20 protein-coding genes are annotated in these 20,716 nt (G+C 63.7%); 6 read left to right on the top strand and 14 right to left on the bottom strand.

The window, feature by feature from the left end; translation table 11 throughout:
* Positions 1-262: 262 nt before the first annotated feature.
* From GCT13_RS26685 to GCT13_RS26665, 5 genes are all read right to left on the bottom strand, one after another.
* Entirely contained in the window at positions 263-745 is a 483-nt protein-coding gene (locus GCT13_RS26685) for an OsmC family protein (protein WP_152763253.1), read from the bottom strand.
* A 59-nt stretch (positions 746-804) separates the two neighbouring features.
* Positions 805-1,737, bottom strand: coding sequence for a 2-hydroxyacid dehydrogenase (locus tag GCT13_RS26680; RefSeq protein WP_152763251.1), 933 nt, complete (start codon positions 1,735-1,737; stop codon positions 805-807).
* Between the two features lie 133 nt (positions 1,738-1,870).
* Positions 1,871-2,380, bottom strand: coding sequence for a DUF1697 domain-containing protein (locus tag GCT13_RS26675; protein WP_152763249.1), 510 nt, complete (start codon positions 2,378-2,380; stop codon positions 1,871-1,873).
* 160 nt (positions 2,381-2,540) lie between these two features.
* Positions 2,541-3,362, bottom strand: a complete 822-nt coding sequence (locus tag GCT13_RS26670) for an alpha/beta fold hydrolase (protein ID WP_152763247.1) — start codon at positions 3,360-3,362, stop codon at positions 2,541-2,543.
* A 338-nt stretch (positions 3,363-3,700) separates the two neighbouring features.
* A complete protein-coding gene (locus GCT13_RS26665) occupies positions 3,701-3,901 on the bottom strand; it encodes a hypothetical protein (protein WP_152763245.1) in 201 nt (66 codons plus the stop codon).
* 278 nt (positions 3,902-4,179) lie between these two features.
* Between GCT13_RS26665 and GCT13_RS26660 the strand changes: the two genes are divergently transcribed.
* Both GCT13_RS26660 and GCT13_RS26655 read left to right on the top strand, forming a co-directional pair.
* The gene (locus GCT13_RS26660; RefSeq protein ID WP_152763243.1) at positions 4,180-5,391 is read left to right on the top strand and encodes a polysaccharide pyruvyl transferase family protein; all 1,212 of its coding nucleotides are present in this window, start codon (positions 4,180-4,182) and stop codon (positions 5,389-5,391) included.
* A 157-nt stretch (positions 5,392-5,548) separates the two neighbouring features.
* Complete coding sequence (locus GCT13_RS26655) at positions 5,549-7,024, top strand: sensor domain-containing diguanylate cyclase (RefSeq protein WP_152763242.1); 1,476 nt, start codon at positions 5,549-5,551, stop codon at positions 7,022-7,024.
* Between the two features lie 41 nt (positions 7,025-7,065).
* Here the strand turns inward: GCT13_RS26655 and GCT13_RS26650 are convergent, their stop codons facing one another.
* On the bottom strand, positions 7,066-7,380 hold the full coding sequence (locus GCT13_RS26650) for a VOC family protein (RefSeq protein WP_152763241.1): 315 nt from the start codon (positions 7,378-7,380) through the stop codon (positions 7,066-7,068).
* A 151-nt stretch (positions 7,381-7,531) separates the two neighbouring features.
* Here GCT13_RS26650 and GCT13_RS26645 point away from each other — a divergent pair, with 151 nt between their 5' ends.
* A complete protein-coding gene (locus GCT13_RS26645; RefSeq protein WP_152763240.1) occupies positions 7,532-7,924 on the top strand; it encodes a VOC family protein in 393 nt (130 codons plus the stop codon).
* A 44-nt stretch (positions 7,925-7,968) separates the two neighbouring features.
* Here the strand turns inward: GCT13_RS26645 and GCT13_RS26640 are convergent, their stop codons facing one another.
* Positions 7,969-8,964 (bottom strand): AraC family transcriptional regulator, encoded by a 996-nt coding sequence (locus tag GCT13_RS26640; protein WP_152763239.1) that lies wholly within the window; start codon positions 8,962-8,964, stop codon positions 7,969-7,971.
* A 360-nt stretch (positions 8,965-9,324) separates the two neighbouring features.
* Here GCT13_RS26640 and GCT13_RS26635 point away from each other — a divergent pair, with 360 nt between their 5' ends.
* Positions 9,325-10,377: an NAD(P)-dependent alcohol dehydrogenase gene (locus GCT13_RS26635; RefSeq protein WP_152763238.1), complete on the top strand. Its 1,053-nt coding sequence runs from the start codon at positions 9,325-9,327 to the stop codon at positions 10,375-10,377.
* A 342-nt stretch (positions 10,378-10,719) separates the two neighbouring features.
* Positions 10,720-11,679 carry a LysR family transcriptional regulator gene (locus GCT13_RS26630; protein WP_321574642.1) on the top strand — a complete coding sequence of 320 codons (960 nt, stop codon included), beginning with the start codon at positions 10,720-10,722 and terminating at the stop codon, positions 11,677-11,679.
* A gap of 52 nt (positions 11,680-11,731) precedes the next feature.
* Here the strand turns inward: GCT13_RS26630 and GCT13_RS26625 are convergent, their stop codons facing one another.
* The 7 genes from GCT13_RS26625 to GCT13_RS26595 are packed head-to-tail and all read right to left on the bottom strand — an operon-like array spanning position 11,732 to position 19,117.
* Entirely contained in the window at positions 11,732-12,013 is a 282-nt protein-coding gene (locus tag GCT13_RS26625) for a hypothetical protein (protein ID WP_152763237.1), read from the bottom strand.
* 13 nt (positions 12,014-12,026) lie between these two features.
* Positions 12,027-12,491, bottom strand: a complete 465-nt coding sequence (locus GCT13_RS26620; protein WP_321574641.1) for a dihydroneopterin aldolase — start codon at positions 12,489-12,491, stop codon at positions 12,027-12,029.
* Complete coding sequence (locus GCT13_RS26615) at positions 12,488-13,138, bottom strand: sarcosine oxidase subunit gamma (protein WP_152763236.1); 651 nt, start codon at positions 13,136-13,138, stop codon at positions 12,488-12,490. Before GCT13_RS26615 ends, GCT13_RS26620 begins: the two co-directional genes overlap by 4 nt.
* Positions 13,128-16,127 (bottom strand): sarcosine oxidase subunit alpha family protein, encoded by a 3,000-nt coding sequence (locus GCT13_RS26610; protein ID WP_152763235.1) that lies wholly within the window; start codon positions 16,125-16,127, stop codon positions 13,128-13,130. The genes GCT13_RS26615 and GCT13_RS26610 overlap by 11 nt, the downstream gene beginning before the upstream one ends.
* Complete coding sequence (locus GCT13_RS26605; protein WP_152763234.1) at positions 16,124-16,423, bottom strand: sarcosine oxidase subunit delta; 300 nt, start codon at positions 16,421-16,423, stop codon at positions 16,124-16,126. The genes GCT13_RS26610 and GCT13_RS26605 overlap by 4 nt, the downstream gene beginning before the upstream one ends.
* Before the next feature lie 23 nt (positions 16,424-16,446).
* Complete coding sequence (locus GCT13_RS26600; RefSeq protein ID WP_087733733.1) at positions 16,447-17,691, bottom strand: sarcosine oxidase subunit beta family protein; 1,245 nt, start codon at positions 17,689-17,691, stop codon at positions 16,447-16,449.
* A 37-nt stretch (positions 17,692-17,728) separates the two neighbouring features.
* Complete coding sequence (locus tag GCT13_RS26595) at positions 17,729-19,117, bottom strand: L-serine ammonia-lyase (RefSeq protein ID WP_152763233.1); 1,389 nt, start codon at positions 19,115-19,117, stop codon at positions 17,729-17,731.
* A gap of 418 nt (positions 19,118-19,535) precedes the next feature.
* Here GCT13_RS26595 and GCT13_RS26590 point away from each other — a divergent pair, with 418 nt between their 5' ends.
* Entirely contained in the window at positions 19,536-20,621 is a 1,086-nt protein-coding gene (locus tag GCT13_RS26590; protein ID WP_152763232.1) for a GlxA family transcriptional regulator, read from the top strand.
* The last annotated feature ends 95 nt before the right edge of the window (positions 20,622-20,716 follow it).

Raw genomic sequence — 20,716 nt, 5'->3', positions numbered from 1 at the left:
GTCACAGTTGCAACCAGCACCTACCAACTGTTTATGTGCGCGCAGTTCCCCACGTCGATGAACACGCGCGTATTGAACGCGATCGTGTCGCCAGGTGTTGAGCGAGTGGCGTCGCAGTTAAGCAAATCTTCAGGGGTGTGCGGGACAATGGCGACTCTCTCGGGTTCTGGCAATGGCCCTCGGAATGGCCAGAATCCCTTTCGCGCCGGCCTCATGGCACCATGTGGAGCCGGCTTTTTTCATTGCTTGCGCGCCGCAATGCTCAATGCGCCGCGTCGAAGCTCCAGCTTCCCTCGACGTCGATCGCCGTCTTCACCGAGTTCGCCAGAAAACACGCATCGTGCGCGAGATGATGCAGATGGCGAAGCGCATCATCGCTCGGCGCTTTCGAGCCCGCAAATGCAACGGCCGGTTTCAGCACGACACGCGTCACCACTTCCTTGCCCGCGTCGTTCTTCGCCATCGTGCCTTCGGCTTCGTCGCGATACGAGGTCACGACATAACCCTCACCCGCTGCAATCGACAGAAACCACAGCATGTGGCAACTCGACAATGCCGCGACGTACGCCTCTTCGGGATCGACAGCTGCGGGATCGGAGAACGGCACGCGCACCACGTGCGGCGAACTCGATGCGGGCACGACCGCGCCGCCGTCGAACGTCCAGCGATGTGCGCGGCTATAGCGGTTGTCGGTGAACGGGCTGCCGTTGCTGCTCCATTCGATCAGTGCCGTATGTTTGGCCATATGCGTGGGGTCCTCGCCTGGTGAGCAATCCGATGAGCGTAAGGTGAGTCAGATGCGGGTCAGATGGGCGTGAGCACGTCTTCGCCCGCGAAGTGGCGCGTGGCGTTCGCGACGAAGGTATCGACACAGGCCGCGTTCGCTTCCGGCGACGTTCCCGCCACATGCGGCGTGAGCACGACGTTGTTCAGATGCAGCAGCGACTGCGGCGGATGCGGCTCGCTTTCGTACACGTCGAGCCCTGCTCCCGCGATCACGCCATTTTTCAATGCATGCGCAAGCGCATCCGTATCGACGACGCTGCCGCGCGACACGTTGACGAGGAAGCCTGTCGGCCCCAATGCTTCGAGCACGTGCGCGTCGATCAGATGATGCGTGCCCGCGCCGCCCCGCGTCGCCACGACGAGATACTCGCTCCAGCGCGCGAGTTCGCGCAGGTTGTCGAAGTAGCGCAGCGTCACGCCATCGCGTGGCTTGCGATTGTGATACGCGACGTCGATATCGAAACCGGCCGCGCGGCGCGCCACCTTCTCGCCGATATGCCCAAGGCCGACGACGCCAAGGCGCTTGCCCGACACCGAAGGCCGCAACGGCAACGCATCGCGCCAGATGCCGTCTCGTGTCGCGCGGTCGCGCTGGGGCACGTCGCGCACAACGGCCAGCAGCAATGCAAACGCGTGATCGGCGACGCAATCGTCGTTAGCGCCCGCGCCGTTCGTGAGCACGATGCCGCGTGCGCGCGCATGGTCCGTCGCGATGTTCTCGTAGCCTGCGCCCAATGCGCTCACCAGTTCGAGCGCGGGCAACCGGTCGATTTCATCGGCGCTCAGGCCTGTGGTGCCACTCGTCAGCACCGCGCGAATCGTAGCGCCGTGCTTCGCGATCGATTCGGCGCGCGCTTCGTGCGTGGGCGCATAGAGGATGTCAAACGACGCGGCGATGCGCTCGCGATTGTCGTCGAGAAGCGAGGTCAGTACGAGCAGGGACGGTTTCATGAGCGAGACGCGAGCAGGAAACGGGGGTGCCGCAAAAGAGACGCTGCAAGAGAGGTGCTGCAACAAAGTACCGGCAACGCGCAGTGTAGCAACAAGCGGTATCGGCCGCAGCGGGCCGGGCCATCGCTCGTCATCATTGCGCGGCCCATTCGGCGAGCGTCGCGATCGTGTTGATATTGCGCGCGGTCCCTGTTTTCGCGGCAGGAATCTTCAGTTTCGAGTTCGCCATCCCTTCGCCGTAATGCACGTAGATTTCCTGCTTGCCGAGCGCGACCTTTTCGTTTTTCTGGCCGGTCATGTGTTCGAGCGTATCGACAGGCGGCGCGCCGTCGAGAAAGATCGCGACGGTACGGTTCGGCGCTTCGTCGCTGAACGGATTGGCGTGCAGCACGTCCGCCATTTCCTTGCCCGTGCGGATCAGCACGCCCACAGGCTTGCCCGCATAGGCTTCGAGACGGCTTTCGAGCGCCGCTTGCACCGCGCGCCGCGCGAGCTTGCTTTCGAACACGACATTGCCGCTCGCAATGTACGTGCGTATGTCGACGAAGCCCGCTTCTTCGCACAGCAGGCGAAGCTCGGTCATCGGCAGCTTGCCGGTACCGCCGACATTGACGGCCCGCAACAGCGCAACGTAGATGGTCATGTTCCGTTCATGGAGTCGCGATGGATGCAATGTTATCGCGTCGGAAACGAAGCGCAAACGCCGGCGTATCCGTATCACGCGATAGACCGTGCCGCTTCAACAAAAAAAACGGCGCATCCCGCAAAGGATGCGCCACCATGGCAACGGCCCGCGTGCGCGCTTAACCGTTGATGAACGCGAGCAGATCGGCGTTGACCTTGTCCGCCTCCGTCACGCACATGCCGTGCGGGCTGCCTTCGTAAACCTTGAACGTCGCGTTCTTCACGATCTCCGCGGACTTCCTGCCCGCTGCATCGATCGGCACGATCTGGTCGTCGTCGCCGTGCAGGATCAGCGTCGGCACGTCGAACTTCTTCAGATCTTCCGTGTAGTCGACTTCAGAGAACTCGCGGATGCACAGGTACTGGCCATGAATGCTGCCCGCCATGCCCTGCGCCCAGAATGCGTCGATCGTGCCTTGCGACACTTTTGCGCTCGGACGGTTGAAGCCGAAGAACGGAATCGCGAGGTCCTTGTAGAACTGCGCGCGGTTGTCGGCGACGCCCTTGCGAATGCCGTCGAACACATCCAGCGGCAAGCCGCCGGGATTCGCTGCCGTCTTTATCATCAATGGCGGCACCGCGCCGATCAGCACCGCCTTCGCGACGCGCTTCGTGCCGTGACGGCCGATATAGTGCGCGACTTCGCCGCCGCCCGTCGAATGCCCGACGAGCGTCGCGCCCTGAATATCGAGTGCGTCGAGCAGCGCGGCGAGATCGTCGGCGTACGTGTCCATGTCGTTGCCGTTCGACGGTTGGCCCGAGCGGCCATGTCCACGGCGATCGTGTGCGATCACGCGAAAGCCCTTTTGCAGCAGGAACAGCATCTGCGCATCCCATGCGTCCGCGTCGAGCGGCCAGCCATGCGAGAAGACGACGGGACGGCCCGAGCCCCAGTCCTTGTAGAAGATCTGCGTGCCATCCTTCGTGGTGATCGTGCTCATTGAACTTCGCTCCTTTTGGGTCGTGACACATTGCGCCGCCGATGCGGCGGGTGGATCGACAGGAAAGCAATGGGCAAGCGGAGTGCGCCATACCGATGCGCGTGCAATCTCACCCATCAACGTCGTTTCGATCATCGACGCCGATGGTACAGCGCGATAAAATTCCCTTCAGCAGAGGGGCCGCGCGGCCATACGAGACCGTGGCGCGCAGCGAAAAAACGCGCCGGATCGAAGGCAAATCGCAGCTTTGGCCCGCTGTCGGGGCCAGCCCGTTTCGCCCTGTTTCGACTCGATGAAGAGACGCAATGCGTGGCAGTTTGCTTTGCCGCGGTGCTCCGTCAATGCTCATTCCTGGGCGCGGCATTGGCAACCGTGCCGTCTTGCGCGACGAGCGTTTGCATCTGCGCGCGAGCCTCCGCGCCGCCCGATTCCGTATCGTCGTGATGGGAGACGATCGCCTTCACGCCGGCTTCGGCAGCGGGTGTCGCGACATAGGGAATGAAGGCCGAGATGGCCACCACGATGACGTAAGTGAACATGACGCTGCCCCTGTTCTTTTCAGGCATGAAGAGACACACCGGGATGCCGGTGCGCCGCAGACAGATCGTCGCCCGCTTCACGGCGAAGCGCTTCGAATGGCTTCGCCGGAAAACACGTGTTCCCCGTATTGCTGTGCCGCTCGCGTGCTGTGACGCGATGCGCGTTCACGTGGCCAATGCGCGAATTGCGTGTACCCTCCGTACAGATTCCGGTGACTCGTATGATCATTTGCACCGATAAACCGACGACCGGTTAAATCGATTCGTAGGGCATCGCAATGCGAAAGTCAAATGACGCGGCAGATAAGCCATTACCCGTCATACTGTTCGGTGCATTCGACCGGCACAATCTGGGCGACATGCTGTTTCCGCACGTCGTCGCAAGCATGCTTGGCGCGCGCGACGTGCGCTTCGCGGGACTCGCGGCTCGCGACCTGCGCGCGCACGGCGGCCATCGCGTCGAAGCACTTGCGCAGATGCACGAACGTGCGGTCGATCTGATCCACGTCGGCGGAGAAATTCTCACGTGCGATGCATGGGAAGCCGCCGTGATGCTGCAATCGCCGGCCGACGCGCAACGGCTCATCGCGTCGCATCAACGCGACCGGGATCGCCTTGCATGGGCGCATCGCGTGCTCGGCACGCGGGCGCATGCGCCGTATGTGTCGTCGAAGGAAGCGCTGCCCTCTGCCGCGCGCGTGCTCTTTCACGCGATCGGCGGCGTGGGCCTGAGCGGCCGCGACGACGCGCTGCGCGGCGAAGTGCTCGCGAAGCTCGCCGCCGCTGACGATGTCACCGTGCGCGACGTGCGCACGCAGGCATGGCTCGCGCAGTCCGGCATCGAAGCGCGGCTCGTGCCCGATTGCGCCGTCATGGTAGCGGACCTGTTCGGCGCTACGATCCGCGAGCGCGCGTCGACGCCCGCCATCGAACGGATACGCTCGGCGGCGCCCAACGGCTATCTCGCCGTGCAGTTCAGCGCCGATTTCGGCGACGATGCGACGCTCGCGCAGATCGCCGCGCAACTGGACCACGTCGCGCGGACGCATGGCCTCGCCGTCGTGTTCTTTCGCGCGGGCGCTGCGCCGTGGCACGACGATCTGTCGTGCTTCGAGCGTACCGCGGCCTGCATGCAGGCTTCATCCGTCCACGTGTTCGATTCGCTGAATATCTGGGACATCTGCGCACTGATCGCGCACAGCCGCGGGTATCTCGGCAGCAGTCTGCATGGGCGGATCGTCGCGATGGCGTTTGCGCGGCCGCGCATCAATCTGCTGCATGACGAAGACCTCGCGCGGCCCTGCAAGCAGACCGCCTTCGCCGAAACATGGGAAGACCCGGATTCGCCCAAGGCCGTCACCGTGAGCGGATTGGCCGACGGCGTGAGCGACGCTTTTTCCGTCGAACAGAAGCGGCTCGCGCAGACCGCGGCGCGGCTCGTCGCGCTTTACCGCAACGATTTCCCGACGCTCGCGTCGTTTCTCGCCTGATCGGTCCGCGACGCAAGTGCCCCGCAGATTCGCCGCGATCTGCCGATATCCCGTGTGCGGCCGAACTCATCCGTTCCAGGGCCGCATGCCCGCTCTTTTTGCCGGGCATCGCGATTCGGCACCGTAGAATAGCGAGACTTTCGATTCTGGACCCGTCATGCCCAACTCCTCCAGCCCGCGCAGCACAGCCGACGACGACTCCGAAATGTTCGACCTCGCCCCCGTCGCGCTGTGGCTAGAAGACTTCAGCGGCGTGAAGGCGCTGTTCGAAGCGTGGCGCGAGCAGGGCGTGACCGATTTGCGCGCCCATATCGGCGAGGATGTGCGGCGCATCGCCGAATGCGCGAGCCGCATCCGCGTGATCAAGGTGAACCAGAAGACGCTGTCGCTGTTCGAGGCCGCCGATTTCAGCTCGCTGACGGACAGCCTTTCCACCGTCTTCCGCGACGACATGCTGAAGACGCACCTCGAAGAGCTGTGCCAGCTTTGGTCCGGCCAGCCGCACTTCACGAGCCAGACGGTCAACTACACGCTCGGCGGACGGCGCCTCGACATACTGCTGAAGGGCAAGATCCTGCCGGGGCACGAGGAACGCTGGGATCGCGTGCTGGTGTCGACGGAGGACATCACCGAGCTGGAAAACGCGCGCCATCGCGTGACGGCCGCCGAACAGCACGTGCGCGGGCTGTTCGAGCATTCGCCCGTGTCGCTGTGGGTCGAGGATTTCAGCGCGGTCAAGCGTCTGCTCGACGAAGCGCGCGCCGCCGGCATCAGCGATTTCCGCACGTTCACCGACGTCCACCCCGAGTTCGTCGAGCGCTGCATGGCGGAGATTCACGTGATCGACGTGAACCGGCACACGCTGGAGATGTTTGCCGCGCCCGACAAGCGAACGCTGCTCTCCCGCCTGCCCGAAGTGTTCCGCGACGACATGCGCCCGCACTTCCGCGAGCAGTTGATCGACCTGTGGGACGGCAAGCTCTTTCAACAGCGCGAAGTGCTCAACTATTCGCTCGAAGCGAACGAGGTGCACGTGCACCTGCAATTCTCGGTGCTGCCGGGCCACGAGCGCACATGGGACCTCGTGCTCGTCGCGCTGACCGACATCACCGCGCGCAAGAAGGCCGAGGCGTATCTGGAGTTTCTCGGCAAGCACGACGTGCTGACGAAACTGCGCAACCGTTCGTTCTATGTCGACGAGCTGAACCGGCTGGAGCGCAAGGGTCCGTTTCCGGTGACGGTCATCATGGCCGACCTCAATGGCCTGAAGCGCGTGAACGACCAGTTGGGCCACGCCGCCGGCGACGCGCTACTGCGCCGCGCCGGCGAAGTGCTCGCGAAGGCAATGGAGACGCCGTTCAACGCGGCGCGCATCGGCGGCGACGAGTTCGCGATCCTGCTGCCCGGCACCGACGAGCGCGGCGGCGCCGCGATGATCGAGACGATCCGTCAGCTGGTCGAGCTGAACAATCAGTTCTATTCGGGCTCGCCGATCAGCTTTTCGATGGGTGCCGCGACGGTGCAGCGCGGCGAGCGGATCGAAGAAGGCGTGCAGCGCGCCGATCTGCTGATGTACGAGGAAAAGCGCGCGCACTATACATCGCAGGCATCGCAAGAAGCGGGCAGCGAGTGAGCGGCGTGGTTGCGTGCTCGGTTGCGCACGCAGTTGCTCGTTCAGTCGCGCACTGGAACGCCATATGCGCTGACGATGCGGCGATCCTGCTCCGCCGCTGAAAACAGCTCCCATTCGAGCCCGTTCACATCGACGCTGCTCGAATAGCCCTCCGCCGAGTCGTCCTCGAAGCCGACATGGCGCAATTGCCCTGCTTTTTCGGGCTTTTCGTTGATCGAGAAGTTGAGCAGACGGGTGCGCCACATTGCGTACTGTCCCGGCACCACGGCCGACGGAGGCTGGCCGAGCCGGCGGCTATAGTCGGCAATCGATTCGTCGAGGTTTGCAACGGCCAGCGCGATGTGAAAACGCTTCATGATGTCGGGCTCCGTGTGAGGTTGTTTGAGTTGACGACGCGACCATCGTAATCACCGCGCGCACGCGTAGCCAGATCAGCAGCCATGCTGGTATCGGCGTTACCTGTCTCTCGAGTTGTGTCGGGCTTTGATCCGAAAGGAGCCGCTTTCGATGCTTTCCCACGTGTTCATCGGCGTCAACGATTTCGAACGCGCGTATGCGTTCTATTCGGCTGTGTTGCGCGAGCTGGGACTCGTGCCCAAGTTTCGCGAGGACGACAGGCCGTGGGCGGGATGGATGACACCCGGCGTCGCGCGGCCGCTCTTTCTGGTGGGCAGGCCGTTCGACGGGCAGCCGGCTGTCGCGGGCAACGGGCATATGGTCGCGCTGTTGGCGCCCGATCGGCCCACTGTCGATCGCGTGCACACGGCGGCGCTCGCACACGGCGCGATCTGCGAAGGACCGCCCGGACTGCGCCCCGAGTATCACGCGAACTACTACGGCGCGTACTTTCGCGACGCCGACGGCAACAAGCTCTGCGTCTGCTGTCACGACCCCGCTTGAGAGCGACGCCACGGCGCGGCCACAGCGCGGCCGATCGCAACGCTTCAGTTCGTCGTCACGTACTTCCCGAATTTGCGCGCGGGCGCGGCGGGCCGCTGCGGCGGGATCGAAACGGCCGGGTCCAGCGTGCCGCGCATGCGCTTCACTTCATCGACGGGACTGAGGCCGAACAGCCGCTTGAACTCACGGCTGAACTGCGACGCGCTTTCGTAGCCGACGCGCGCGGCCGCCGCGCTCGCGTTGAGCCCATCCTGCACCATCAGCAGGCGCGCATGATGCAGGCGCGTCGTCTTCACGTACTGCATCGGTGAAGTCGACGTGACGTTCTTGAACTGCGCATGAAACACGGCGAGGCTCATGCCGGACTCGCGCGCGAGCGTCTCGACGTCGAGCGCGCCGTCGTACTCGGTGTGAATGCGGCGCAGCGCCTTCGCGATGCGCCCGAAGTGATGCTGATGCGTGAGCGCCGCGCGGATCGCATCGCCCTGCACGCCCGTCAGCACGCGATAGCAGATTTCGCGCACGACCGACGGCGCGAGAATCCGCGCATCGAACGGCGACACCAGCGCCTCGAGCAGGCGCAGCACGGCATCGCTCAACGGCTGGTCGAGCGGCGTCGAGTAGATGCCGCGCGGCTCGCTGTCGACGGCGCCATGCGTTTCGTTCAGCAGCATCAGCAGTTCCGCGACCATCGTCAGGTCGACGCGAATCGAAATGCCGAGGAACGGCTCTTCGATGCTCGCTTCCGTCTCGCATTCGAACGGCAGCGGCACGGACAGCACGAGGTATTGCTGCGCATCGTAGATGTACGAGTGGCCGCCCAGGTACCCGCGCTTTCTGCCTTGGCAGACGATCACGATACTGGGCTCGTACATGACGGGCCGGCGCGGCATCGGATGATTCGCGCGCAAGAACTTGACGCCTTCGAGCGGCGCGTCCGTCATGCCCTCGTTCGGCGCGAGCGTGCGCAGCAGTTCGACCATGCGCTGCTGTGGCGTGTATTGCACGAGCGCGCTATTTGAAAGTTTTGTGTCCGACATGATTAAATCCGTTCGACGCGAGCATGGTGCGCCATAGAATATGGCTTGAAATCTAGCATTAAATGGCCTACCGCGGACGGCGTCAGGAGAAATAGGCAAGTCTTCAAGACGTTCAGGTATTCCCTGGGGCGCGCGTGATCCCTACTATGGGAACCCTGTCGCAAAGCCCGCTTTCTGTCCGCAACACCACCGTCCATCGCCTCGCACGAGGCATGCGAAGCGCGCACCGCCGCCTTCCCGTTCATCGGACGGACATTCCAACGGACTCCCGCGTGCCTCGGCGCACGACAGATTCGCCCGCTGCGCGTATTCAACGCGCGTGGCGCCTCGCTGAATTGCATCACCAGGATTGGAGCTTTCATGACCACGACCCACGCTTATGCCGCAACCGACGCGCAATCGAAACTCGCGCCGTTCGAATTCCAGCGTCGCGAGTTGCGCGAACACGATGTGCATATCGAAGTCCTGTTTTGCGGCGTTTGTCATTCGGACCTGCATCAGGCTCGCAACGAATGGAAGAACACGATGTACCCCGTCGTCCCCGGCCATGAGATCGTCGGCCGCGTGACGAAAGTCGGGCCGCAAGTGTCGAAGTACAAGGCCGGCGATCTCGTCGGCGTCGGCTGTCTCGTCGATTCGTGCCGCACCTGCGCGAGCTGCCAGGAAGGCCTCGAACAGTATTGCGAGAACGGCTTCGTCGGCACGTATAACGGCAACGAACGCGAGACGGGCGCTGTCACTTACGGCGGGTATTCGACGCAACTCGTCGTCGACGAAGCGTTCGTGCTGCGCGTGCCGGAGAACCTCGATCCCGCGGGCGTCGCGCCGCTTCTGTGCGCGGGCATCACGACGTACTCGCCGCTGCGCACATGGGGCGCGGGGCCGGGCAAGAAGGTCGGCATCGTCGGCTTGGGCGGCCTCGGTCATATGGGCGTGAAGCTCGCGCATGCGATGGGCGCGCACGTCGTGCTGTTCACGACGTCGCCGTCGAAGATCGACGACGCGAAGCGCCTCGGCGCCGACGAAGTGGTGATCTCGAAGAACCAGGCAGAGATGGATGCGCATGCGAACAGCTTCGATCTGGTCGTGAACACGGTCGCGGCGCAGCACGATCTGAATCCGTTCATCAACCTGCTCAAGCGTGACGGCACGCTGACGCTGGTGGGTGCGCCAGAGCACGATCATCCGTCGCCGCAAGTGTTCAACCTGATCATGAAGCGCCGCCGTCTGGCGGGCTCGCTGATCGGCGGCATCGCCGAAACGCAGGAAATGCTGGACTTCTGCGGCAAGCACGGCATCACCTCGGACATCGAGATGATTCCGATGCAGAAGATCAATGAAGCATATGAGCGCATGTTGAAGAGCGATGTGAAGTACCGCTTCGTCATCGATCTCGACTCGCTCCGGAAGTAACGGGCAGCAGGACCCAACCGCTTTACCCCTTCCACCCGGGCCGCGCAGGACGGCGGCCTGTCCCTGCTTCCCGCGTTGTATCGCTCGTGCATCTGCAGTACCGGCGCGCCTTCCCGACGGGACGGGGCATGTCGCGGCTTTTCTTGCTGTTTTGTCTTTTTGTGGAATGTCCCGTTTTTGAGCTTTGCATGGGACCGGAGTGAGGTGCTCTCCATGGGGCTGGAGTAAGTGCTAAAGCACTAGCTCCGGCCGACAGCTAAAGTGCCAACTCTGGTCGACCGCTTTGCATGGGACCAGAGTAAGGCACTAAAGCGCCAACTCTGGTCGACACAGGAGAGTTTCGTGATCGATCGTATCCAGGCGATGCGTACCTTCATGCGCATCGTCGATACCAATAGCTTTACCCGCGCCGCGCAATCGCTCGACATACCCCGCGCGACGGCGACGACGATTGTGCAGAATCTGGAAGCGATGCTCGGCACCGCGCTGCTCGTGCGCACGACGCGGCGTCTGAGCCTCACGCCGGAAGGCGCGGCATATTACGAACGCTGCGCGCAGATTCTCGCCGACATCGACGAGATGGAAGCGAGCTTGCGTCAGACGCAGGACAATCCGAGCGGACGGCTGCGCGTCGAAATGCCGGGCGCGGTAGCGACATCGATTGTGTTGCCGGCGCTCGATGATTTTCATGAGCGCTATCCGGCCATCGATCTGGCGATTGGCGTGAGCCATCGCAATGTCGATCTCGTCGGCGAGGCGGTGGATTGCAGCATCCAGTTGGGCGAGTTGCCCGATTCAGGGCTGGCCGCGCGGCGTCTTGGCTCGCTCGAGCATGTGACGTGCGCGAGTCCCGCGTATCTGGAGCGCTATGGCGCGCCGGAGAGTCTCGACGATCTGTCGGGCCATGTCGCGGTGAACTGCATGTCGCCTCACAACGGCCGCGCCGTCGATTTCGACTTCGATGTCGGCGGCAGCCCGTTGACCGTGAAGGTGAATGGCTTCATCAAGGTCAGCGACGAGCATGCATACCTGACTTGCGGTCTGCAAGGGCTCGGGTTGATTCAGCCCGCGCGGATCGCAGCGCAGCCGCTGCTCGAAAAGGGGCTGCTGCGCGAAGTGCTGCCGCAGTGGAAGCCAGTGCCGATGCCTGTTTCTGTTGCTTATGTCAAAGGGCGCCGCGTGTCGCCGCGCGTGCGGGCGTTCGTCGATTGGCTCGCTGAGTTGTTCGAGCATCAGGGGCACGTCGAGGCGGATATGTCGCGTGTGCGGCAGTTGATGCGTGGGGGGTTGCATGCGGCGTGAGGGGTGAGGCTCAAGCATTGAGCGCTAGTCGACGTACGCCCGCCGTGTTGTTCTAGTCACGGCGTTCGTCGCGCGCGTGTCTCCCCGCCCTCGCCCGCGCCTCCCCCACCACCCTCGCCAGCGTCGCAGGACTCATCCGCGCGGCAACCTCCCGCACATACTCGTGATGCCTTGCATCGAGCGGCGCATCCAGGTGTTGCGCCTGCAAATAGCGGATCAACGCGATGCGCCGATGCCCGAGCGCCATGCTCTGATCGAGCAGCGCGACAGCCGCATGCGCATCGCCGGCCGCATACGCGCGCTTGAGCAGTTCGGACGTATGCACGCGCGACATATCGGACGCTCGCTCAACGCCCCGCAGCAGAAGCCGCGCGATGCATGTCGTAATCGGCACGCGTCCAGTCCAGCTCGACACCGATCCGCTTCGTGCCCTCACGAATCTTCGGCTTATGCAAACAAAGCGTGAGCGCATCGAGCGCGGGCCACTCGTCGAACGAAAGCTGCGCGATCTCGACGGCGAGCGTTTCGAGCATCCGCGTATGCGGCTTCGTCGCAAGAAACTCACTCACGCGGTTGCAGTAACGCTCATAGTCGATCATCGCGTGCGAACCTTCTTCCGAAGGCTCGCAACGATACGCAAGACTCGCGTCGATCACGACAGGCTGCGGCGCGAGATGCTCGTGCGCGTGAATGCCGATGCGCGTCGACACGACCAGTTCGTCGATGAAGACGCGCCAGCCCCTGCCGCGCGCCCCATGCGAGCCGCGCAACGGCTGCACGTAAGCCACCAAAGGTTCTTCGAACGGCTTCACGACATCAGCGGCTCAGCCGCGTCGAGCATGATACGGACGAAGTAATCGGCAAAGCTGCGGCGCACGACGATTTCATACGTATTGTCGGCGACGGGCACGAGCACGATCGATGCCTTGAAATAATGGCTCTGCGCGCACTGGCCGGGCGCGAACATACGCGGATGCAGATCGAGCGGACAGCCGCGCGCGATCACGTCGCGCACTTTCTCGCCGCTCACTTCGAGCACCGTCCAGCCGCTGCCGATATCGACGGCCGCTGCGAACTGCCCTTGCAGCGCCTCGACCAGCTTGTCCTCGGCGACGGGCGCCTGCGGCTGCTGCGAACGCACGAGCCACTCGTCGGGGCCGAGCCACAGCACGTCATAGCCGTTGCCGCGCGCAACCGTATTCGGCTTCACAGGCAGACGGCAGCCCGTCACGCTTTCGACGGCGCCGAGAAACGCCGCATCGCCCGCATCGCCACGCAGATTCACCAGATCGCAAAACGCCTTCTCGCGCAGATGAAATTTCGTCGACGGCGCGGCCGCGTGCTTCTTCACCAGTTCGCCCACGCCGACGAGCGGCGACTCCTGCCAGGACTGGCCCGCCCCCCGTTGCACGACAGCCGAGGTAGCGCCCGGTGCATTGTTCCTTGTTTCATTCCACATGTTGACGCACTCCTTCGGTGTCGTAGAAAACCGGGCTCGCGATCTTCGCAGCGATCTGCTTGCCGCTCGACAGCGGGATCGTCACGCTCTGGCCCATCTTGTTCAGCCCGCCCTTGACCACGGCGAGCGCGATCGAACGCTTGAGAATCGGGCTGTAGTAGCTCGACGTCACGTGCCCGAGCATCGGCGCCGTATCGCCCTGGAACGGACCGGCGACGATCTGGCTGCCTTCCGGAATCACGAACTGCGGATCGTCGGAAAGCAGGCCGACGAACTGCTTGCGTCCATCCTTCGCGGTATCCGAGCGCGTCAGCGAACGGCGTCCGAGGAAGTCCTTCGACTTCGCAACCAGTCCGCCCATGCCCAGATCGTGCGGCGTGATCGAGCCATCGGTGTCCTGGCCGACGATGATGTAGCCCTTCTCCGCGCGCAGCACGTGCATCGTTTCCGTGCCGTACGGCGTGATGTCGAACTCGGCGCCCGCGGCCATCAACGCTTCCCACACCGCGCGGCCCATGTTCGCGGGCACGTTCACTTCATACGCGAGCTCGCCCGAGAAGCTGATGCGCATCACGCGCGCCTTCACGCCCGCGACCGTGCCGTTGCGATACGACATGAACGGGAACGCTTCGTTGGCGAAGTCGATGTCGCTGCACACCTTCTGCACGACCTTGCGGCTCTTCGGGCCGACGACGGCGAACGTCGCCCAATGATCAGTGACGGACGCGAGCCGCACCTTCATGTCGGGCCATTCGGTCTGCAGCCAGCGCTCCATCCACGTGAGCACGCGCGCCGCGCCGCCCGTCGTGGTCGTCATCATGAAGTGCTGTTCGCCGAGGCGCACGGTCACGCCGTCGTCGAACACCATGCCGTTTTCGTCGAGCATCAGGCCGTAGCGGCACTTGCCGACTTCGAGCTTGCTCCACGGATTCGTGTAGATCCAGTTCAGCAGCTTCGCCGCATCGGGGCCCTGAATGTCGATCTTGCCGAGCGTCGACGCATCGAGAATGCCGACGCTGTTGCGCACCGCGAGGCATTCGCGCTTCACGGCCGCGTGCAGATCCTCGCCCTTCAGCGGGAAGTACCAGGGGCGCTTCCAGTTGCCGACGTCCTCGAACATCGCGCCGTTCTCGACGTGCCATTCATGCACGGCCGTCTTGCGGATCGGGTCGAGCAGATCGCCGAGCTCGCGGCCCGCGAACGTGCCGAAGCTCACGGGCGTGTAGTTCGGGCGGAACGTCGTGGTGCCCGTTTCGGGAATCGACTTGCCGAGCGCGTCCGCGAGAATCGCCATGCCGTTGATGTTGCCGAGCTTGCCCTGATCGGTGCCGAAGCCCATCGCCGTATAGCGCTTCACGTGCTCGACGGATTCGAAGCCTTCGCGCGCGGCAAGCAGAATGTCCGCTGCCGACACGTCGTTCTGGAAATCGACGAACTGCTTCGGCCCGCGCGCCGCGTCGACGCGGCTGCCGACGAGCCACAGCGGCTGGATCGGCGACTCCGTGACTTCCGCGACCTGCGGCACTTGCGGACGCGTCACCGCATAGCCAATCGACTTCACGGCTTCGACACCGGCATCGACGGCCAGACGCAAGCCGCGCGCGAGGCTGAACTCGCCCGCCGCCGCGCCGATGCTCGTCTCCGGCTGCATGCCCTTGCCCGGCACGAAGCAGACCTTCGTGTCGTTCCAGTGCGCCTTGCCGCCCGACTGCGCGAACAGGTGCAGCACGGGGCTGAAGCCGCCCGACATCGCGACGAGATCGCATGGCAGATCAGCCTGCTTTGCGCCCGTCTTGCCGTTCGCATACGCGACCACTTCGACCGACGTCACGCGCTGCTTGCCGTGTGCCGTCATCACGGCCGCATTGTTCATGATCTTCACGCCGTGACGGCGCGCGGCTGCCTGCAATGCGCCGCTGCCGTGCGCGCGCGGATCGACGACCGCGACCGTCGCGCCGCACGCCTTCATGTCGAGTGCGCACTGATAGCCCGCGTCGTTGTTCGTGAACACGACTGCGTTGCGGCCCGGCATCACGCCGAATCGCTGGATATACGTCGACACCGCCGACGCCAGCATCACGCCCGGCAGATCGTTGTTGCCGAACACGATGGGACGCTCGTGCGCGCCCGTCGCGAGAATCACGCGCTTCGCGCGGACCTTCCACAGCAACTCGCGCGTGCCCTTGCGCATCGACACGGGCAGATGATCGGTCAGACGCTGCGTCACCGTGACGAGGTTGTGGTCCTGATAGCCGAACGCCGTACTGCGCGTGAGAATCTTCACGTCCGGCATGCGCGACAGTTCCGCTTCGATCTTCTCGACCCAGCTCATCGCCTGGCGTCCGTCGATCTCCGTCTTGCACGACAGCAGGCTGCCGCCGAGCTCGCGCTGATCGTCGACGAGAATCACGCGCGCGCCGCTCACCGCCGCCGCATGCGCAGCCGCGAGACCCGTCGGCCCGCCGCCGACCACCAGCACGTCGCAATGCGCGTAGCACTTGTCGTAGCGGTCGGCATCGAGCACATCCGGCGACTTGCCGAGACCCGCCGCCTCACGAATCTTCTCTTCGTACTTCGGCCACCATTTTTGCGGCCACATGAACGTCTTGTAGTAGAAGCCCGCGGGCATGAAGCGCGAGAACTTCTGGTTGATCGCCATGCGATCGTGTTCGAGATTCGGCTCGGCGTTCACGCTCGTCGCAACGAGTCCCTGATACAGCTCGATCTCCGTCGCGCGCGCATTCGGCACCGTGTACGCGCCGCGCTCGAGTTGCACGACGGCATTCGGTTCCGCAACGTCGGCCGTGACGATGCCGCGCGGACGGTGATACTTGAAGCTGCGCGCGACGAAGTGCACGCCGTTCGCGAGCAGCGCCGACGCGAGCGTGTCGCCCTGAAAGCCCTGATACGTGCGGCCGTTGAACGTGAAGGTCAGCGGAATCGCGCGGTTGATGCGCCCACCGGCGCCGAGACGATTTTTCTGGCTCATTGCTTGTTGCCCTCGTGAGCGTCAGCGGGCGTATGGCCCGTCTTGAACGTGTCGTAGCCTTGAATCTGATAGGAGACGGTGTCGCGCGTCGCCATGAACCAGCGGCGGCAGCCCTGCGTGTGCATCCATTGCTCGCGGTGCACGCCGCGCGGGTTCTTGCGCATGAACAGGTAGTCGCCCCATTCCTTGTCGGTGAGCTTGTCGGTGTCGAGCGGACGCGCGATGTCGGCTTCGCCGCCACAAGAGAATTCGGATTCGGCGCGCGGCCCGCACCACGGGCATTCGATCATCAGCATTGCGTTTCTCCTCGTGAGTGCGTTTAGTGGGCCACGGCAGCAGCGCCGTGTTCGTCGATCAGATGGCCGGTATAGAAGCGGTCCAGCGAGAACGGCGCGTTCAGCGGATGCGGTTCGTCGTTCGCGATCGTGTGCGCGAACACCCAGCCCGATCCCGGCGTCGCCTTGAAGCCGCCCGTGCCCCAGCCGCAGTTGAAATACAGGCCCTTCACGTCGGTCTTGCTGATGATCGGGCAAGCATCCGGCGACACGTCGACGATGCCGCCCCACTGGCGATTCATCCGCACACGCGAGAACACCGGGAACATTTCGACGATCGCCTGCAGCGTGCCTTCGATGATGTGGAAGCTGCCGCGCTGGCCAAAGCCCGTGTACTGGTCGACGCCCGCGCCGATCACGAGATCGCCTTTGTCGGACTGGCTGATGTACGCGTGCACCGCGTTCGACATGATCACCGAATTGACGACCGGCTTGATCGGCTCGGACACGAGCGCCTGCAACGGATGGCTTTCGAGCGGCAGACGGATGCCCGCCATGTCGGCGAGCGTCGTCGTGTTGCCGGCTGCGACCACGGCGACCTTCTTCGCCTTGATGAAGCCCTTCACCGTATCGACGCCCGTCACGCGGCCGCCGTCGCGGCGAATGCCCGTCACCTGGCAGTTCTGGATGATGTCGACGCCCGCCTGGTCCGCGCCGCGCGCGAAGCCCCATGCAACGGCGTCGTGACGCGCGACACCCGCGCGACGCTGGATCGATGCGCCAAGCACCGGATAGCGGCTGTTCAGGTTGATCGTCGGCTCGATTTCCTTGATCTGCTCGGGTGTGAGGAACTCGGCATCGACGCCGTTCAGCCGGTTCGCATTCACGCGGCGCTCGGTGTCGCGCACGTCCTGCAGCGTGTGCGCGAGGTTCATCACGCCGCGCTGGCTGAACATCACGTTGTAGTTGAGGTCTTGCGACAGACCTTCCCACAGCTTCATCGCCTTCTCGTACAGCGCCGCCGATTCGTCCCACAGATAGTTCGAACGCACGATCGTCGTGTTGCGCGCCGTATTGCCGCCGCCGATCCAGCCCTTCTCAAGAATCGCGACGTTCTTCACGCCGTGTTCCTTCGCGAGGTAGTACGCGGTCGCAAGACCATGCCCGCCGCCGCCGACGATCACGACGTCGTATTCCTTCTTCGGTTCCGGGCTCCTCCACTGTCGCTCCCAGTTCTCGTGATACGACAACCCGTTGCGGAACAGACTGAATATCGAATAGCGGCTCATCGTGCAGACCCCTTCGTCGTTGCCTTGCTGGTTTCCATTAGCATTCGATGACGTTCACGGCGAGACCACCGCGCGACGTCTCCTTGTATTTCGTTTTCATGTCGGCGCCCGTCTCGCGCATCGTCTTGATGACGTTGTCGAGCGTCACGTAGTGCTGGCCGTCGCCCTTCAGCGCCATGCGCGAAGCGTTCAGCGCCTTGATCGCGCCCATCGCGTTGCGCTCGATGCACGGAATCTGCACGAGGCCGCCGACGGGATCGCAGGTCATGCCGAGGTTGTGCTCCATGCCGATCTCGGCGGCGTTTTCGACTTGCGTCGGCGTGCCGCCCATCACGGCCGCGAGCGCCGCCGCGGCCATCGAGCACGCGACGCCCACTTCGCCCTGGCAGCCCACTTCCGCGCCGGAAATGGACGCCGTTTCCTTGTAGATGATGCCGATGGCAGCCGCCGTCAAAAGGAAATCGACGATGCCGTTCTCGTTCGAGCCCGGCACGAACTTCACGTAGTAATGCAGCACGGCGGGAATCACACCGGCCGCGCCATTGGTCGGCGCGGTGACGACGCGGCCGCCCGCGGCGTTTTCTTCGTTGACGGCCATCGCGTACAGATTGACCCAGTCGAGCATCGACAGCGGATCGCGCAGCGACTCTTCGGAGCGCGTGCGCAGTTGCACGGAGAGATCGGCGGCGCGGCGCTTCACCTTCATCGGGCCAGGCAGTTCGCCGTGCATCTTGCAGCCGCGCTCGACGCAAGCGGCCATCGTGCGCCAGATGGTCAGCAGGCCTTCGCGCACGTCTTCGGGCGAGCGCGACGCGCATTCGTTCGCGAACGTCACCTGCGCTACCGACAGACCGCTTTCGCGGCATACGCGCATCAGGTCGTCGCCAGTGCGGAACGGATACGGCACTTCGCCGCCCGCGCGCACGCCGTTCACGCGATCGCCTTCGCGGTTCACGACGAAGCCGCCGCCGACCGAGTAATACTCTTTTTCGACGAGCAGCTGGCCATTCTCGTCGAAGGCCTGGAAGCGCATGCCGTTCGGATGCACGACGCTGCCCGTGCCGCTCATCAGGCGGCGAAAGAACGCGATGTGCTCCCTCTCTTCGAAACCGATCTCGTGCTTGCCGAGCAGCGACAGCTGCTTGCCCTTGCGGATCTGCGCGAGACGCGGCTCGATCAGGTCGGGGTCGATGGTGTCGGGCAGATGGCCTTCGAGGCCGAGCAGCACCGCCTTGTCGGTGCCGTGGCCCTTGCCTGTCGCGCCGAGCGAGCCGTACAGCTCGATTTTCACGCGGCGCACGAACGCGAGCAGATTCGCGTCCTCGATATGCGAAGCGAAGCGGCATGCGGCGATCATCGGACCGACGGTGTGCGAACTGGATGGGCCGATGCCGATCTTGAACAGGTCGAAAACGCTGACGTTCATGGAAACCTTGCTCAGTTGAGTGGGCGGAAACGCGAAGATTGCGAAGTGACGCCAGTACACCAAAGCGTAAAATCCGCAGATAGAACAAAAACGGCATCGACGTGGGATGGCGACGCCAGCGCCCGCTCCGGCTGCGTTTCTGCGCAACTCGGCGACGGAAAAACGCAAGTCGGCGCGGCGTGCAGGATCGCCGGATCGCACGCCTGTCGAGAGCCGACGCGCTTCGCATCCGCGAAAGTCGGTGTCGGAAAAGGACAAGAGGCGCGAAGCCGGATCGGCGACGCTAGGGTTATCCCCACGCGCGCGCGTTGTAGTGCTGCATGTTTGTGGTGCGTGTTGGGTGCCGTTTCGTGTTGCTTCGTCGTCAGCCCTTGTTCAGCTTGCCGGACCTTATGACGTTTTCCTGCGCCATCGCGCCATGACCATCGTTGATTCGCTACCGCTGACTTCCATCGATGCGCTGCCCAAAGAGCGCATCCGCTTCGGCATCATCCTGTTGCCCAACTTCACGCTGACGGCTTTTTCGGGCTTCGTCGACATGCTGCGTCTGTCCGCCGACGAAGGCGACTACAGCAAGCCCGTGCGCTGCTCGTGGAGCGTGATCGGCGAATCGCTCGCGCCCGTGCGCGCGAGTTGCGGCATCCAGATCACGCCATGGGAAACGTTCGCCGATGCCGAGCCGTTCGACTATGTGGTCGTCGTCGGCGGGCTGCTGCATTCGGGGCCGCAGGCCAGCGACGAGACCTTGCAGTTCATCCGCAACGCCGCGCGCTCGAATGCGACGCTGGTCGGCATCTGCACCGGCGTGTTCGCGCTGATGCGCGCAGGCGTGCTGGACGAGCACCGGATCTGCGTCAGCTGGTTTCACTACTGGGATTTCGTCGAGCGCTTTCCTTCCATCAATTCCGATGCGCTGATCGCGGACCGGCTGTTCGTGATCGACCGCCGACGAATTACGTGCTCGGGCGGGCGGGCGTCGATCGACGTCGCGGCTGCCATTCTGCTGCGGCACTTCGAGACGGCGACGGTGCAGAAGGCACTACGGATTCTGCTCGTCGGCGAAATGCAGAAAGGCAATGCGCCGCAGCCGCATCCGCCGGGTCTCGAACCGGCGACGCATCCGAAGGTCAAGCGCGCGATCCTGCTGATGGAGCAGCACGTCGGGCGCACACTGCCGCTCGAGGAACTGGCTTGCAAGCTGGATCTGTCGCCACGTCAGTTGGAGCGGTTGTTCAAGGCGGAGACGGGCAAGAGTCCGCAGGCGTTCGCGAAGCAGGTTCGCCTGAGAACGGCTGCGTGGCTGCTGACGAGTTCGGATCGTACTGTCGCGGATATCGCGTCGAGTTGCGGGTTTTCTGACGCGTCGCATTTGGGACGCGAGTTCCGAAAGGAGTTCGGCATGCCCCCGGTGATGTTCAGAGAGCAACGCGGCGGAACGCCTGTTGAAGGCGATGCAGCTGTGGCGTATGAGGAGACGTTTCCGGGGAGAGTGGATGTGTTTTGAGGCTGTTCTGATGCAACAGCGTCCAGTCTAGGAATACATCTTCTATACCGGCCCTATCGCTCAATTCATGGTTTATTTCGCATATCGTACTGTTT

Source organism: Paraburkholderia franconis, assembly GCF_009362735.1.
Taxonomy (GTDB): Bacteria; Pseudomonadota; Gammaproteobacteria; order Burkholderiales; family Burkholderiaceae; genus Paraburkholderia; species Paraburkholderia franconis.
This window is presented reverse-complemented; position numbering and strand designations above follow the sequence as displayed.

What these genes read in the sequence shown, in the direction of transcription:
- GCT13_RS26605 (WP_152763234.1), bottom strand. Translation starts at nt 16,423, where the DNA reads ATGCTGATGATCGAATGCCCGTGGTGCGGGCCGCGCGCCGAATCCGAA.
- GCT13_RS26655 (WP_152763242.1), top strand. Translation starts at nt 5,549, where the DNA reads ATGCCCAACTCCTCCAGCCCGCGCAGCACAGCCGACGACGACTCCGAA.
- GCT13_RS26615 (WP_152763236.1), bottom strand. Translation starts at nt 13,138, where the DNA reads ATGTGGAATGAAACAAGGAACAATGCACCGGGCGCTACCTCGGCTGTC.
- GCT13_RS26610 (WP_152763235.1), bottom strand. Translation starts at nt 16,127, where the DNA reads ATGAGCCAGAAAAATCGTCTCGGCGCCGGTGGGCGCATCAACCGCGCG.
- GCT13_RS26685 (WP_152763253.1), bottom strand. Translation starts at nt 745, where the DNA reads ATGGCCAAACATACGGCACTGATCGAATGGAGCAGCAACGGCAGCCCG.
- GCT13_RS26595 (WP_152763233.1), bottom strand. Translation starts at nt 19,117, where the DNA reads ATGAACGTCAGCGTTTTCGACCTGTTCAAGATCGGCATCGGCCCATCC.
- GCT13_RS26635 (WP_152763238.1), top strand. Translation starts at nt 9,325, where the DNA reads ATGACCACGACCCACGCTTATGCCGCAACCGACGCGCAATCGAAACTC.
- GCT13_RS26660 (WP_152763243.1), top strand. Translation starts at nt 4,180, where the DNA reads ATGCGAAAGTCAAATGACGCGGCAGATAAGCCATTACCCGTCATACTG.
- GCT13_RS26665 (WP_152763245.1), bottom strand. Translation starts at nt 3,901, where the DNA reads ATGTTCACTTACGTCATCGTGGTGGCCATCTCGGCCTTCATTCCCTAT.
- GCT13_RS26625 (WP_152763237.1), bottom strand. Translation starts at nt 12,013, where the DNA reads ATGTCGCGCGTGCATACGTCCGAACTGCTCAAGCGCGCGTATGCGGCC.
- GCT13_RS26650 (WP_152763241.1), bottom strand. Translation starts at nt 7,380, where the DNA reads ATGAAGCGTTTTCACATCGCGCTGGCCGTTGCAAACCTCGACGAATCG.
- GCT13_RS26590 (WP_152763232.1), top strand. Translation starts at nt 19,536, where the DNA reads ATGACCATCGTTGATTCGCTACCGCTGACTTCCATCGATGCGCTGCCC.
- GCT13_RS26670 (WP_152763247.1), bottom strand. Translation starts at nt 3,362, where the DNA reads ATGAGCACGATCACCACGAAGGATGGCACGCAGATCTTCTACAAGGAC.
- GCT13_RS26645 (WP_152763240.1), top strand. Translation starts at nt 7,532, where the DNA reads ATGCTTTCCCACGTGTTCATCGGCGTCAACGATTTCGAACGCGCGTAT.
- GCT13_RS26675 (WP_152763249.1), bottom strand. Translation starts at nt 2,380, where the DNA reads ATGACCATCTACGTTGCGCTGTTGCGGGCCGTCAATGTCGGCGGTACC.
- GCT13_RS26600 (WP_087733733.1), bottom strand. Translation starts at nt 17,691, where the DNA reads ATGAGCCGCTATTCGATATTCAGTCTGTTCCGCAACGGGTTGTCGTAT.
- GCT13_RS26680 (WP_152763251.1), bottom strand. Translation starts at nt 1,737, where the DNA reads ATGAAACCGTCCCTGCTCGTACTGACCTCGCTTCTCGACGACAATCGC.
- GCT13_RS26640 (WP_152763239.1), bottom strand. Translation starts at nt 8,964, where the DNA reads ATGTCGGACACAAAACTTTCAAATAGCGCGCTCGTGCAATACACGCCA.